This is a genomic window from Streptomyces sp. B6B3, assembly GCF_039871525.1.
GTDB lineage: Bacteria > Actinomycetota > Actinomycetes > Streptomycetales > Streptomycetaceae > Streptomyces.
The window spans coordinates 202,994-216,608 of the sequence record NZ_JBDPLU010000014.1 but is presented as its reverse complement, the minus strand read 5'-3'; the positions used below and the strand labels follow the sequence as shown (position 1 = coordinate 216,608).

Annotated in this window: 9 protein-coding genes; 4 read left to right on the top strand and 5 right to left on the bottom strand. The window is 74.1% G+C overall.

Annotation, left to right across the window (positions count from 1 at the left end; all coding sequences use genetic code 11):
* Positions 1–72 precede the first annotated feature (72 nt).
* Both ABGB06_RS26515 and ABGB06_RS26510 read left to right on the top strand, forming a co-directional pair.
* Positions 73–5,766, top strand: coding sequence for a type I polyketide synthase (locus tag ABGB06_RS26515; RefSeq protein ID WP_347593742.1), 5,694 nt, complete (start codon positions 73–75; stop codon positions 5,764–5,766).
* Complete coding sequence (locus ABGB06_RS26510) at positions 5,763–6,548, top strand: alpha/beta fold hydrolase (protein ID WP_347593740.1); 786 nt, start codon at positions 5,763–5,765, stop codon at positions 6,546–6,548. The genes ABGB06_RS26515 and ABGB06_RS26510 overlap by 4 nt, the downstream gene beginning before the upstream one ends.
* A gap of 78 nt (positions 6,549–6,626) precedes the next feature.
* Here the strand turns inward: ABGB06_RS26510 and ABGB06_RS26505 are convergent, their stop codons facing one another.
* Positions 6,627–8,474 (bottom strand): TerD family protein, encoded by a 1,848-nt coding sequence (locus ABGB06_RS26505; protein ID WP_347593738.1) that lies wholly within the window; start codon positions 8,472–8,474, stop codon positions 6,627–6,629.
* A 139-nt stretch (positions 8,475–8,613) separates the two neighbouring features.
* A complete protein-coding gene (locus ABGB06_RS26500) occupies positions 8,614–9,192 on the bottom strand; it encodes a TerD family protein (protein ID WP_347593736.1) in 579 nt (192 codons plus the stop codon).
* A gap of 155 nt (positions 9,193–9,347) precedes the next feature.
* Here ABGB06_RS26500 and ABGB06_RS26495 point away from each other — a divergent pair, with 155 nt between their 5' ends.
* Positions 9,348–9,911, top strand: coding sequence for an XRE family transcriptional regulator (locus ABGB06_RS26495; RefSeq protein ID WP_347593734.1), 564 nt, complete (start codon positions 9,348–9,350; stop codon positions 9,909–9,911).
* Positions 9,912–10,025: 114 nt separating this feature from the next.
* On the top strand, positions 10,026–10,544 hold the full coding sequence (locus tag ABGB06_RS26490) for a GNAT family N-acetyltransferase (protein WP_347593732.1): 519 nt from the start codon (positions 10,026–10,028) through the stop codon (positions 10,542–10,544).
* Between the two features lie 24 nt (positions 10,545–10,568).
* Here the strand turns inward: ABGB06_RS26490 and ABGB06_RS26485 are convergent, their stop codons facing one another.
* From ABGB06_RS26485 to ABGB06_RS26475, 3 genes are read right to left on the bottom strand one after another with little or no spacing between them, the layout of a single operon-like run.
* Entirely contained in the window at positions 10,569–11,411 is an 843-nt protein-coding gene (locus tag ABGB06_RS26485; protein WP_347593730.1) for a carbohydrate ABC transporter permease, read from the bottom strand.
* Entirely contained in the window at positions 11,408–12,343 is a 936-nt protein-coding gene (locus tag ABGB06_RS26480; RefSeq protein ID WP_347593728.1) for a sugar ABC transporter permease, read from the bottom strand. The genes ABGB06_RS26485 and ABGB06_RS26480 overlap by 4 nt, the downstream gene beginning before the upstream one ends.
* A gap of 2 nt (positions 12,344–12,345) precedes the next feature.
* Positions 12,346–13,608 carry an ABC transporter substrate-binding protein gene (locus tag ABGB06_RS26475; protein WP_347593727.1) on the bottom strand — a complete coding sequence of 421 codons (1,263 nt, stop codon included), beginning with the start codon at positions 13,606–13,608 and terminating at the stop codon, positions 12,346–12,348.
* Positions 13,609–13,615 lie beyond the last annotated feature (7 nt).

Below are 13,615 nucleotides of genomic sequence, written 5' to 3'. Positions count from 1 at the left end.
GGGCACGGCACGGCTGGAGGATGCGGAATGATCGTCCACCGCTGAACGACCGCCGAACCACGGGGTGACTCCATGGACCTGACGGAGAGTAGGCAACACCAGTCCGCGGACGGCTCGGAGGACGGCTCGGAGCCCATCGCCATCGTCGGCATGGCGCTCCGGGTGCCCGGCAGCCCCGGGCTCGACGAGTTCTGGGCCAACGTGGCGGGCGGGGTGGAGTCGGTCACCCGCTTCGACGAGGACGAGCTGCGCGCCGCCGGCATCGCCGAGGCCGACCTGCGGGACCCCACGTACATCAGGGCCAAGCCGATCCTGGCGGACCTGGCGGAGTTCGACGCCGCCTTCTTCGGCCTGACGCCCCGTGAGGCGCAGGTGCGCGACCCCCAGCACCGGCTGTTCCTCGAGTCGGCGTACACCGCGTTGGAGCACGCCGGCTACGACCCGTTCGGCGTGCCCGGCACCGTCGGCGTCTACGGCGGCGGCGCGCCCAACTTCTACCGCGAGTGGAACGTCAGCGGCCACCCGTCCGCGGCGGCGTTCCTCGGCGACGTCGGCGTGGTGCTCGCGAACGCGACCGACTACATCACCACCGCCGTCTCGTACCACCTCGGCCTGACCGGGCCCAGCGCCAACGTGGTGACGGCCTGTTCGACGTCGCTGGTCGCCGTGCACCTGGCCTGCCAGGCGCTGCGCGCCGGCGAATGCGACGCGGCCGTCGCGGGCGGGGTGCAGGTCGAGCTGCCCCGGATCACGGGCTACCGCTCCGCCGAGGGCGGCATGTTCTCGCTGACCGGGCGGGTGCGGCCGTTCGACGCGGCGGCCGACGGCACCATCTTCGGCACCGGCGTCGGCACCGTGGTGCTGAAGCGCTGGCGCGACGCCGTCGCCGACCGGGACCAGGTGCACGGCGTGATCCGCGCCTCGGCGATCAACAACGACGGCGCGGTCAAGTCGGGGTTCACCGCGCCCAGCGTGAACGGCCAGGCGGCGCTGATCCGCCGGGCCATGACCACGTTCGGCATCGACCCGGCCGGCGTCGGCTACGTGGAGGCGCACGGCACCGGCACCCGGGTCGGCGACCCGATCGAGGTGGCCGCGCTCACCCGGGCCTACCGGGAGCTGGGCCTGACCGGCGTCCGCAGCTGCCCGATCGGCTCGGTCAAGGGCAACGTGGGCCACCTGGGACCGGCCGCCGGCGTCGTCGGCCTGATCAAGGCGGTGCTCGCCATCAGGGAGGGCCGGATACCGCCGAGCATCAACTTCGCCGAGCCGAACCCCGAGATCGACTTCGAGCACGGCCCGTTCTACGTCAACACCGAACTCTCGCCGTGGCCCGAGCACCAGCCGACCCGGACGGCGGCGGTCAGCTCCTTCGGCGTCGGCGGCACCAACGCGCATGTGGTGGTCGCCGAACCCCCACCTGCCGCGCCCACGTCGCCGATCCCGACGGCCGCCCCGGCCGGGGCGGCGCGGGCCGCCGACGCCGGGCCGCCGCCCCCGCGCCCGGTGCTGCTGCCGCTCTCCGCCCGGGGCCCGGAGCCGCTCGCCGCCGCCGGCCGGCGGCTCGCCGACCATCTGGAGGCACACCCCGAGCTCCGCCTCCGGGACGTCGCCGCCACCCTCAGCTGCGGCCGTCCGCAGCTGAGCCACCGCGTCGCCGTGGTGGTCGGCGAGGAGGGCGCGCCGAAGGCGCTGCGCTCCGCGCCCGAGCACCGGATCGCGGCGACCGGCCGGCCTCCCGGGCCCGACACCCCGGACGGCGCGCCCGTCCCGGTCGCGTTCCTCTTCCCCGGCCAGGGCTCCCAACACCTGGGCATGGGCCGGTCGCTGTACCGCCAGGAGCCGGCGTTTCGCGCGGCGCTGGACGACTGCGCCGACCTGGCCGAACCGCTGCTGGGCGAGGACCTGCGCGCGGTGCTGTTCGCCGACGACGAGCCGGGTGCCGCCATGGGGGCACCTCCCAGGCCCCCAAGGGCCTGGGGGAAGCTGACGGAGACCCGGCTCGCCCAACCCGCGCTGTTCGCCGTCGAGTACGCGACGGCGCGGCTGCTGGCCAGCTGGGGTCTGGTGCCCACCGGGATGGTCGGGCACAGCGTCGGGGAGTACACCGCGGCCTGCCTGGCCGGCGTCTTCTCGCTGCCCGACGCCGTGCGCCTGGTCGCCAGGCGCGGCGCCCTCGTCCAGGAGCTGCCCGGCGGCGGCATGATGGCCGTGCCGCTGCCGGCTGAGCAACTCGCCGACCTGGAGGGGGTGGACGTCGCCGCCTACAACGGCGAGCGGCTCACCGTCGTCTCAGGACCCGAGGACGCGCTCGACGCCGCCGCGGCGCGGCTCGCGGAACGCGGCGTCACCGGGCGCCGGCTGCACACCTCGCACGCCTTCCACTCGGCCATGATGGACCCGGCGCTCGACGCCTTCGCCGCCGAACTGGACCGGGTGGAGCTGCGCGCGCCGCGCCTTCCGTTCGTCTCCAACGTCACCGGCGACTGGATCACCGACGAACAGGCCGTCGATCCCGCCTACTGGGTCGGGCATCTGCGGGCTCCGGTGCGCTTCGCGCCCAGCGTGGCGCTGCTGCTCGACGACCCCGACCGGCTGCTGGTCGAGGTGGGTCCCGGCCAGGTGCTCAGCGGGCTGGCCCGGGCCCAGGCCGTGGCGTCCGGCAGCCGGGGCCGGACCATCGAGCCGACCATGCCGATGCCGCAGGGCGACGAGGACGGCGCCGCGCGCATGGCCCGGGCGGTCGGCACGCTGTGGAGCGCCGGCGCGGCGGTCGACTGGACCGCGTACTGGGGCGCGGACTGGCGCCGGGTGCCGCTGCCGACCTACCCGTTCGAGCGGACGACGCACTGGCTGGACCCGGTCGCCGCCCCCGCGGTGGCCGAGGAGCCGGGCCGGCCCGAGCCGGAGGAGGGCCGCCGGCCCATCGAACGCGCCCTGTTCCAGCCCGAGTGGCGCGAGGACCGGCCGGCGGGACCGCCGGCAGACGCCCCCATGGCCACCACCTGGCTGGTGTTCCGCCGGGGCGCCGGCCTCGACGAGACCGTCAACGGGCTGCGGCGGGCCCGCGGCGAGGTGGTGACCGTCGAGCCGGGCCCGCGCTTCGAGCGGGTGGCCGGCGGCCGGTACCTGCTCAGGCCCGGCGTCCGGGAGGACTACGACCTGCTGGTCGCCTCGCTGGCCGACGACGGGCTGGTACCACGACGGGTGCTGCACGGCTGGCTGTTCGGGCCGGCCACCGAGGCGGACGACGAGGGTCCGGCCGGCTGGCTCGACCTGGGCTTCTTCAGCGTGCTGTTCCTCGCCCAGGCGTTGGCCGAGCACCCGGCCGGCCAGGCCGCGGGCCGGCGGTGGGACGTGGTGGGCTCGCGCACCCGGTCGGTGTCAGGCGCGGAACCGGTGGAGCCGGCCCGGGCCGCGGTGTTCGGCGTCTGCGACGTGATGGCCAAGGAGCTGCCGGAGGTGGCCGTCCGCTGCGTCGACGTCGCCGAGCGCCGGCCCATCGAGGGCCTGCTGGCGGAGCTCGGCCGGGCCGGCGAGAGATGGGTGGCGTTGCGCGGTCGCAAGCGCTGGCTGCTCGGCTACCGCGAGGTGCCGGAGCCGCGCACCGCCGGTACCGCGGGGTCGCTGCGGGAACGCGGCACGTACCTGGTCACCGGCGGCCTCGGCGGGATCGGCCGCACCGTGGCCGAGGCGCTGGCCCGGGCCGTGCGGGCCCGGCTGGTGCTGACGGCGCGATCGCCGTTCCCGGCCCGTAAGGACTGGGACGGGCTGCTGGCCGGCGCGGACGGCGGTGCGGATGGCGGTGCGGACGCCGGGGTGGTGGAGACGCTGCGCTGGGTGCGGCGGATCGAGGGGTACGGCGCCGAGGTGCTGGTGTGCCGGGCGGACGTCGCCGACGAGGACGCGATGCGCGGCGTCGTCGACGCGGCCGAGCGCCGGTTCGGTCCGGTCCACGGCGTGTTCCACACCGCGGGCGTGCCCGGTGGCGGGCTGCTGGCGCTCAAGACCCGGGCGGAGGCGGAGCGGGTGATGTCCGCGAAGGTCGCGGGCACGCTCGTGCTGGACCGGCTGCTCGGCGACCGGCTGGAGCTGATGGTCCTGTTCTCCTCCATCGTGTCGGTCGCCGGCAACCTGGGGCAGACCGACTACGCGGCGGCCAACGCCTTCCTCGACGCGTACGCGCACGCCCGGGCCGCCGAAGGACCCGGCTTCACGGTCTCGGTCAACTGGGACGCCTGGAGCGACGTCGGCATGGCCGCCACGGCGGACGCGCTGGCCCCCGCCGCGTTCCGCGCGCTGCAGGCCGGCGCCGCGACGGAGGTCGGCTCGCTGGCGTCGCGCCCCGAGGCGCGGGTCCCCGCGCCCCGCGCGCCGATCGACGAGCCGGTGGTGGCACCGGCGACCGCCTCCGAGGCCGGCACGCACCCGCTGCTGGGCGCGCGGACCGACGGGCCCGACGGGCGGACCAGCTACCACGTCGCCATGGACGCCACCTCGCACTGGCTGACCAGGGAACACCTGGTGGCCGGCACGCCGGTCTGGCCGGCCACGGCCTATCTGGAGATGGCCCGGGCGGCCGGGGCGGACGCGCTGGCGGCCGACGCGCCGATCCTGCTGAGCGACGTGACGTTCCTCGCCGTGCTGACGCTGGCCGAACGCCGCACCCTGCGCACCACGCTGGTGCCCGAGCGGGAGTCGCTGCGCTTCACCGTCGCCAGCTCGGCCGGCGGGGCGGAGTGGACCGAGCACGTCACGGGGCTGGTGCGCGAGGCCCCGCCCGGCCGGCCGCCGGTGCACGACCTCGACGTGCTGCGGGAGTTCATCCCCGTCGCCAAGCCCGACACCGAGTCGTACGCGCCCCAGATCGGACTGGTCGACTTCGGTCCCCGCTGGACCAGCATGGCGGAGATCCGCCGCGACGACTCCTCCACGCTGGCCCGGATCGAGCTGCCGGCGGCCTACGCCGCCGAACTGCCCGACTATCCGCTGCACCCGGCGCTGTTCGACGCCGCCACCTCCAACGCCGTCTGGCTGCCCGAGCTGGCCGACACCGGCGAGAGCTACCTGCCGTTCACCATCAGCGACATCACGGTGTGGGGGCCCCTGCCGGCCACGATCCACGCGTACTCGCGGCGGCGCGGCTCGAACGGCAACCTGATCACCTTCGACATCACCGTCACCGACGAGGCGGGCCGGGAGATCGTGGACGTCTCGGGGTACACCAGCCGCGTCTGGGACCCGGCGCTGTTCCGCGCGTCGGTCACCGACCTGGCCGCGGGGCGCGACGACCCCGAACCGGCCCCCGGCCTCGGCGGCGAGTTCGCGATACGCCCGGAGGAGGGTGTCCGGGCGCTGTGGCACATACTCGGCGAGCGCCTGGGGCCGCAGGTGGTGGTCGTGCCGGAGGGCGTCCACACCCGGCTCCGCACGGTGGAGCGTCTCACCCAGGACGTCATCGCCGGCGGGAGCGCCGAGCCGCCCGCGGCGGCGTCACCCGCGGGTGGTGCGGCGCCGGACCGGGGGACGCCGGGTCGGCCCGCGGACCCGGCGAGCCCGCAGGAGCGGCTCCTCACGCTGTGGGCGGACGCGCTGGGCATCGACGGCGTGGACCTCGACGACGACTTCTTCGCGCTGGGCGGGAACTCGCTCGTCGCGGTGCAGTTGGCGGCGCGGGTGCGCAGCGAGTTCGACACCGACCTGCCCATCGCGACGCTGATCCAGAACCCCACCGTCCGGGCGATCTCCGGGATGATCGGGCCATGAGCACGGCCCCCCACACCGGAACGAGCACCGGAACGGACCCGGGACCCGGCCCGTGGCTCCCGTTCCCCTCCCCCGCCGACGGCGGCACGGCGACGCGCCTCTTCTGCTTCCCGTGTGCCGGGCGGGGCGCGTCGGTCTACCGGTCGTGGCAGCGGCTGTTGGCGCCGGAGGTCGAGGTGCTGCCGGTCCAGCTGCCGGGCCGCGAGGGGCGCGCCACGGAGCCGCCGTACACGGACATGGACAGCCTGATGGCAGGTCTGCTCCCGGTGCTGCGCGACCAGCTGAGGGACCGCACGGAGCGCTACGCGCTGTTCGGGCACAGCCTCGGCGCCGTCGTCGCCTTCGAGGCGGCCCGCCGGTTGCAGGCAGCGGGCCGGCCGCCGAGCCGGCTGGTGGTCGCCGCCCAGCGGCCGCCGAACGAGCCCAGCGACCGGCCGCCGCTGCACGACCTGCCGCGCGCCGCGTTCCTCACCATGCTGGGCCTGTACGGGCAGGTGCCGGTGGAACTCTTCGACGACCCGGCGGCGGTGGCGCTGGCCGCGACCGGCCTGCGGGCCGACTTCGCCCTGCTGGAGACCTACGCGGCGCCCGACGAGCCGGTCCTGGCCTGCCCGGTCACCGCGCTGGCCGGGCTCGCCGACAGCAGCGTGCCACCGGGCGTGATGCGCGCGTGGGGCCGCCTGACCACCGGCGACCTCACCTTCCGCCCGATCCCCGGCGACCACTTCTTCGTCCACCAGCGCACCGCGGAGGTCACCGCACTGCTCCGCGGCGCGCTCTAGCCCCCCGCCGCCGTCCCACGCCTCCCCGCTACGGACGGCGGCGGGCCAGTCGGGGTGGCCGAACCGGCCGAACCCGGGTCAGCTGCCCGAGGACTGGCGGGCGGCGGCGAGTTGGTGGAGGGCCTGGGCGGCGACCTGGCTGCCCTTGGGGAGCAGCGGCGGCTCGTAGGTCCAGGCGTGGCCCACCCAGGGGTCGCCGAGGTGGTTGTCCGGGACCGGCGTGATGCGCAGCAGCGCCCGCCACAGCGGGTCCAGCACCGGACCGTAGACGCTCGCCTCCTCGCGGTCGGCGACCATCATCAGGTGCACCCCGACCGAGGGGCCCTCGTCCGCGAGATAGCGGAGCTGGGTGACCGAGCGGTCGTCGAAGCCGTGCGGGAAGTCGTGCACGATGAGCAGCTGGTCGGCGGTGTCCACGTCGGGCGGCAGCGAGTCCGCGGCGCCGCTGCGGATGGCCATCTGCACCAGGTCGACCCGCTGGGTGAGCCTGGCCAGCGTCGTGCTCACGCCGGGAACGCCGGTCGCCGGCGGCTCGCGCAGCGCGTCGGTCTCCAGCAGCGGGGCGAGCGAGGCCGAGGCGGAGCCCGCGGGGTCGATGACGTGCACCCGGAAGTCGCCCACCGGGTGCACCGCCAGCAGCCGGGCCGCGATGGCCGTCGCGGTCTCCGCGCCGAGCCGGCGCAGCTCGTGGGAGTCGACCACCGCGGAGTCGGCCGAGCCGGCGCTCCGCCCGCAGTCGATCCACAGGCCGCGCTCCAGCGGGAGCCGCACCAGCATCGGGATCCGCAGCTCGGCCCGCTCGGGCAGGCTCAGATCGCCGAGCCGCAGCGCCATCGGCGCGTCGGTCGGCACCCGGTACGCCTGCCACGCCGGGTTGTCCCAGCGGGCGTAGGCCGGGGGCAGGGCCGGCTCGACGACGGCGGACTCGGCCTCCAGCTGGGCCACGTCCCGGTCGAAGGCGGCGCGCGCCTGATCCACCAGTTGGGCGTGCTTGGCGCGGGCCTCGGCCCTGGCCTGGTCGGCGGCCTGGCCGATGCGGTTGCGCGGGTCGGACAGCACCCGCTCCAGCTGCTGGTCCATGCGGGAGTCGGCGAAGTCGACGGCGCTGCGGTACGCCGCCGCGGCGCGGGCCAGGTCCTCGAACATGCCCCAGACCTGGTTGTAGAGCCGCTCGTCCATGCTCCAGCCGGGGGCGTCGCCGGCCACCGGCTGGGCGGGCTGGCCCGGCTGCGCGGGCGCACCCGCGGCGGCGGGGGCAGGGGTGGCCGGCGCGGCGGCGGGGGTCGACGGCTGACGGCCCGGGTGCTGGTAGTTGATGCCGCCGCCCGTGGTGGTGGTCGCGTCGGCGGGGCGCGGCGGCGGCACGGAACGGGCCATGCCGTTGACCACCGCCTCGTTGATGGTGTCCGCCAGCTGCTGTGCCTGGGGCAGGCCCTGGTCCTGGAGCATGGCGGCGAGGCCGCCCGCGTACCCCTGGCCGACCGCCCGCACCTTCCAGGCGTCGTTCCTGCGGTAGAGCTCCAGCGCGACCACGGCCGACTCGGTGTCGAGGTCGACCAGCGTGTAGCTGGCGATCCCGGTGCCGTCCAGGCCGGTGGCGGCGACGACCGGGGCCGTCATCCCGCCGAAGCGGGTCGGCCCGCCGGGCACCGTGGGCAGCGCGAGCATCACGTTGACCCGGGCCACGTCGGGGGGCAGCGCGCCGAGGTCCACGGCGAGCCGGTGGTCGGCGGCCGCCTGCCGGGACACCTCGATGCCGGGGAGCTGGGGTGAGGCGGGATGGGCGATCCACGCGACGTCCCGCATCCGCCACTCGTCGTCGTTCAGCGTCACCCCGGCCACGATCGGCTGCCCGGCCGAGACCCGGATCTCCAGTCGGGTGTCGGGGAGGGGGTGGTTCTGCCCGCGGATCAGCTCGGCCGTCATCGTGCGCCTCGAATTTCCTTCGCTCGTCGGTGCCCTGGGGGCGCGGTGTGGGAAGCCCTGGCCCCGCGGGCGCAGTCGCCCGCCGGGCCAGGGCCTGGTCGGGTGCGCGGCGGCGTCGGACGCCCCCACGTCCCGGTGGCTACAGGTGCGGGATCAGCGCCGGCAGCAGGTCCTGGAAGGTCCGCCCGTTGGCGGGCTCGCCGATGGCGGTCATCTGCCAGCCGTTGCCCTGGCGGTGCACCTTGGCCATGATCTGCGCGGTGTACTGCCCGCCGCCGGTCAGCGTGTACCGCGCCAGCTCCTGGCCGTTGGTCTCGTCGACCAGGCGGCAGAAGGCGTTCTGCACCTCGGCGAAGGTCTGTCCGGTGAAGGAGTTCACCGTGAACATGATCTGGTCGATGTGCACCGGCACCCGCTGCAGGTCGACGAGGACCGCCTCGTCGTCGCCGCCCTGGCCGGCGCCGCCGACCAGGTTGTCGCCGGTGTGCCGGACCGACCCGTCGTCGCTCACCAGGTGACGGAAGAAGACCACGTCCAGCGGCTGCTTGTCGGCGAACAGCACCGCCGACGCGTCGAGGTCGACCTCGCGGGTCCGGGACCCGAACAGCCCCCGGCGGGGCGCGGCCTGCCAGCCAAGTCCCATCCGCACCGCGGTCAGGGTGCCCCCGTCGGACTTCTGCAGGCTGATCGCCTGCCCCTTGGACAAGTTGAGGCTCACGTGCTGTCCCTTCCTGGTTCCTCGCAGTCCGCCTTCTCCGACGGTTGCCACGACCCTACGCAGCACCACTGACGCTCCGGCCGCCGCGCCCCCTCTTTGTGTCGTTCTTGCAACACACTCGCTCGATTTCCCTGATCCGGGATAGTCTCCCGAATATGAGACGGGACGGGATGGAGGCGCGGCTCGCCCAGCGGCTCGCGGAGCTGCGCGAGGACCGCGGCTGGTCGCTGGAGGAGCTGGCCCGGCGCACCTCGGTGAGCCGGTCCACCCTGTCCCGGCTGGAGCGGGGCGAGATCAGCCCGACCGCGACCCTGCTGAACACGCTCTGCGCGGCGTACCAGCGGACGATGTCCCGGCTGCTGGCCGAGGTGGAGCCGGAGCCGCCACGGCTGGTGCGGGCCGGGAGCCAGCCGGTGTGGCGGGACGAGGGCGCGGGCTTCACCCGCCGCTCGGTGTCGCCGCCGCATCCGGGGCTGCGCGGCGAGGTGGTCGAGTGCGTGCTGCGGCCGGGCGCCGATCTGGCGTACGACGAGCCGTCGCTGCCGGGACTCGAACAGCATCTGTGGATGCTGGCGGGCGCGTTGGAGGTCACGGTGGGCGACGCGGCGCACGCGCTGCGGGCCGGGGACTGCCTGCGGTTCCGGGTGTGGAGCCGCACCCGGTTCCACTGCCCCGGGCCGGACGAGGCGCGCTACGCGTTGCTGGTGGTGCCGCCGTGAGCGCGCCGCGCGGCGGGACGGAGAACAGGACCGGACGCGAACGAGACACGGACACGGACACGGACACGGACACGGACACGGACACGGACGAGGACGAGGACGGGGAGTGGCACGGTGCACAGCATCACCCGGCTGTCGGGGGACGACTTCCCCGGCCGCGTGGACGACCTGGCGGACGTGCTGGCCGAGGTGGTCGCCGAGGGCGCCTCGGTCGGCTTCCTCTCGCCCTTCGAGCGGTCGGCCGCGGCGGCCTGGTGGCACGCGCGGCACCGGGCGGTCGCCGACGGCAGCCTGGCCGTGTGGGTCTGCCGGGGCCCCGAGGGCGTCGTCGGCACGGTGGGCCTCGCCCTGGAACGGAAGCCCAACGGGCGGCACCGCGGCGAGGTGGTCAAGCTGCTGGTGCGCCCCGGCGCCCGCGGCCGCGGGCTCGGCCGCGCGCTGCTCGGCACGGCGGAGCAGGCCGCGACGCGGGCCGGGGTGACGCTGCTGATGCTGGACACCGTGACCGGCAGCCCGGCGGAGCGGCTCTACCACTCCGCCGGCTGGACCCGGTTCGGCGTCGTCCCCGACTACGCCAGCGACCCGGCGGGGCTGCTGGAGGACTGCAGCTTCTTCTACAAGCGCCTCGTATGAGCCCGTACCGCCGGTCCCCGCACGTCAGCCCTTGATGGACCCGGCGGCGAGGCCGCTCATCACGTGGCGCTGGAGCACGATGAAGAGCACCAGGATGGGGATGACCGCGAGCAGCAGGGTCGGGAAGACCTTGGAGTAGTCGGCCGAGTAGGAGCCGACCGCCGCGTAGACGCCGGTGGTGACCGTGTAGACGCCGCTGCCCGGGCCGAGGATGACCTGCGGGCTGGCGAAGTCGTTCCAGACACTCAGCGAGTTCAGGATGAACACGGTCGCCACGATCGGCCGCATCAGCGGGAAGATGATCCGCCACAGGGTGTAGTTGACGCCGGCGCCGTCGATGGCCGCCGCCTCGTCCAGGGCCCTGGGCAGCACCCGGATGAAGCCCACGAACACGAAAAGCGTGAACGGGACGGTGGTGGCGGTCATGAACAGCACCAGGCCGGGCAGCGTGCCCATCAGGTCCAGTTCGCGCAGCACGAAGATCACCGGGATGAGGATCACCTGCGTGGGCACGAACATGCCGGCCACGAAGAACATCAGCAGCATCCGGAACACCCGGGTCGGGGTGCGGGCCAGCACGTAGGCGGCCGGCGTGCAGACGCCGATGGCCAGCACGTTCACGGACGCCACCAAGAGCAGCGTGACGGCGTAGCCGTAGGGGACGCTGAAGTCCGGGTTACTCCACGCGTCGGCCAGGTGGGACGTGGTGGCCGAGCCGAGGTCGATGGTGAACGGGCTGGTCAGGATGTCCTGCTGGTCCTTGAAGGCGTTGATGACCAGGATGTAGAGCGGCACCAGCATGAACAGCGACAGCAGCGAGAGGAACGCGACCCGCGTCGAGGTCGCCAGACGGGACGAGGTTCTCATCCGACCGACTCCGCCCCCTCCTCCGCCCGCCGGCGGAGCGCCAGAACAGTGAACGCCAGCACGGCGGCCGCGACGACCAGCACCACCGCCTGGGCCGAGGCGAGCCCGATCTTCCGCTCGGGGAAGGAGACCGCCAGGATCGAGTACGCCAGCGTCTTGGTGGAGCCGGCGGGACCGCCCCCGGTGAGGGAGACCACCACGTCGTACGTCTTCAGCAGGGAGATGCCCGAGGTGATGATCGCGACCGTCACCGTGGGCGCCAGCGCCGGCCAGGTCACGGCGCGGAAGACCTGCCAGCGGCCGGCGCCGTCGATCCGCGCGGCCTCCACCAGATCGGCGGAGATGGTCTGCAGCCCCGCCAGGTAGAGCACCAGCTGGACGCCGAACAGGGACCAGGCGATGACCAGGATCATCGTCCACAGCGCCCACGTCTCGTTCGACAGGAACGGCAGCGAGGATGCGCCGACCTTCTCCATCATCGTGTTGACCACGCCCTGCGGGCCCAGCATCGCCTGCCACAGGAAGCCGACCACCAGTGCGCTGAGCACGTGGGGATAGAACATCACGACGCGGCCGAAGGTGTTGAACCGGTTGGTCTGGCGCAGCAGCAGCGCGAGGCCGAGCGCGGCCACGTTGACGATGGCCGCGCCGGCCAGCGCGACGATCCCGGTGACCACCATCGCACCGGTGATGTCCTGGGACGAGAAGACGTCCCGGTAGTTCTCCAGCCCGATGAACTCGGGCGCCTGGGTGGGGAAGCCGTTGTAGTCGGTGAGGCTGTAGTAGAAGGCGTAGCCGACGGGCACCACCAGCAGGCCCACGTAGATCACCACGGCGGGGACGACCATGCCGGCGCGTGCGCCCGCCTCGCGCCATCCCCGCCGCCCGGCGGCGGTCTTCCGCACCGTGGGTGCGGCTGTCTTCCGCACCATCGTCAACGGCTCTCGCTGATCCACTGGTCTATCGCCTCGGCCGCCTGCTCGGGTGTCTGGCCGGTGTACAGGCCCTGCACCACCTCGGTGAACTTCGGGTTGAAGCCGGTGACCGGCAGCCGGTTGTCGCCGGAGCCCTCGCCCACCGCGGCCAGTTCGGGCGCGTCGTCGACGATGGTCTGCACCTCCTCGCCCAGCGGGGTCTGCTCGACGGTGGTGCCCTGCCGGAAGATGCCGTCGGCGCGCAGCTGGGCCTCGATGGCGGCCTCGTCGGTCACCAGGTACTCGACGAGCTGCTGGGCGCCGTCCACGTTGCCCGAGCCCTGCCAGATCATGTACGGGTCGGCCATGGTGGCGCCCTGCGGGCCCGGGTAGGGCTGGCCCTCGTCCACCGGCGGCGAGAAGGCGCCGACCTCGAACGGCAGCTCACCGGCCGCGTCCAGGGTGGCGAGGAACCAGCTGCCGTTCGGGTAGAGGCCGACGTCCCCGGCGACGAAGTTGCCGTCCGCGGTGGACGGGTCGAGGCCCACGTCGTCCTGCGCGACGTAGCCGGCCTCCAGCCAGTCCGCGTAGAGCTCGAACATCGGCAGATAGGCGTCGCCGACCGCCAGCTCCTCGTCGGTGACCGCGGTCTGCCACTTCGGGTGGGTGGTGTTCAGCGTCGGGTGGAACAGCTGCTGGAGCTGCAGCCCGGTCTGCCACTGCCCGGCGGTCTGCATCGGCGTGTAGCCGGCGTCGTCGAGCTGGCCGAGGACGTCGGTGAACTCCGCCCAGGTGGTGGGCGTCTCGCTGATCCCGGCCTCGTCGAAGGCGGTCTTGTTGTAGAAGACCAGGGACTGGGCCTGGGAGCCGACGCCGACCACGTAACGGGAGCCGCCCAGGGCGTAGTCCTCGACCATCGGGGTGTCCGCGACCCAGTCCAGGTCACTGAGGTCGAGCAGTTCGGGTGCGGTGTCGTCGTCGGGGAAGATGGACTGGATGACGTCGGGGGCGGTGCCGGCGGCCAGTTGCTGCGGGAAGGTCTCGGCCACCGACTTGCCGGTCGGCCCCTCGATCTTCACGTCGAGCCCGGTCTCCTCCTCGAACGGGCGGACCAGGTCCTCCCAGTAGGACTGGTCGAGGTTGTCGGTGAGGTTCACCAGCATCCGCACCTCGTCCGGGCTACTGCCGCCGGCGGAGTCGTCGGCGCAGCCGCTGAGGACGAGCAGCAGGCCGGAGCCCGCCACGAGTGCGGTGCGGCCACGGCGCCGTCTGAGTGTTGACATCGTTGTC

Bases quoted from the DNA above. Each gene is read 5' to 3' on its own strand.
- ABGB06_RS26515 (WP_347593742.1), top strand. From the start codon at position 73: ATGGACCTGACGGAGAGTAGGCAACACCAGTCCGCGGACGGCTCGGAG.
- ABGB06_RS26510 (WP_347593740.1), top strand. From the start codon at position 5,763: ATGAGCACGGCCCCCCACACCGGAACGAGCACCGGAACGGACCCGGGA.
- ABGB06_RS26505 (WP_347593738.1), bottom strand. From the start codon at position 8,474: ATGACGGCCGAGCTGATCCGCGGGCAGAACCACCCCCTCCCCGACACC.
- ABGB06_RS26495 (WP_347593734.1), top strand. From the start codon at position 9,348: ATGAGACGGGACGGGATGGAGGCGCGGCTCGCCCAGCGGCTCGCGGAG.
- ABGB06_RS26485 (WP_347593730.1), bottom strand. From the start codon at position 11,411: ATGAGAACCTCGTCCCGTCTGGCGACCTCGACGCGGGTCGCGTTCCTC.
- ABGB06_RS26480 (WP_347593728.1), bottom strand. From the start codon at position 12,343: ATGGTGCGGAAGACAGCCGCACCCACGGTGCGGAAGACCGCCGCCGGG.
- ABGB06_RS26475 (WP_347593727.1), bottom strand. From the start codon at position 13,608: ATGTCAACACTCAGACGGCGCCGTGGCCGCACCGCACTCGTGGCGGGC.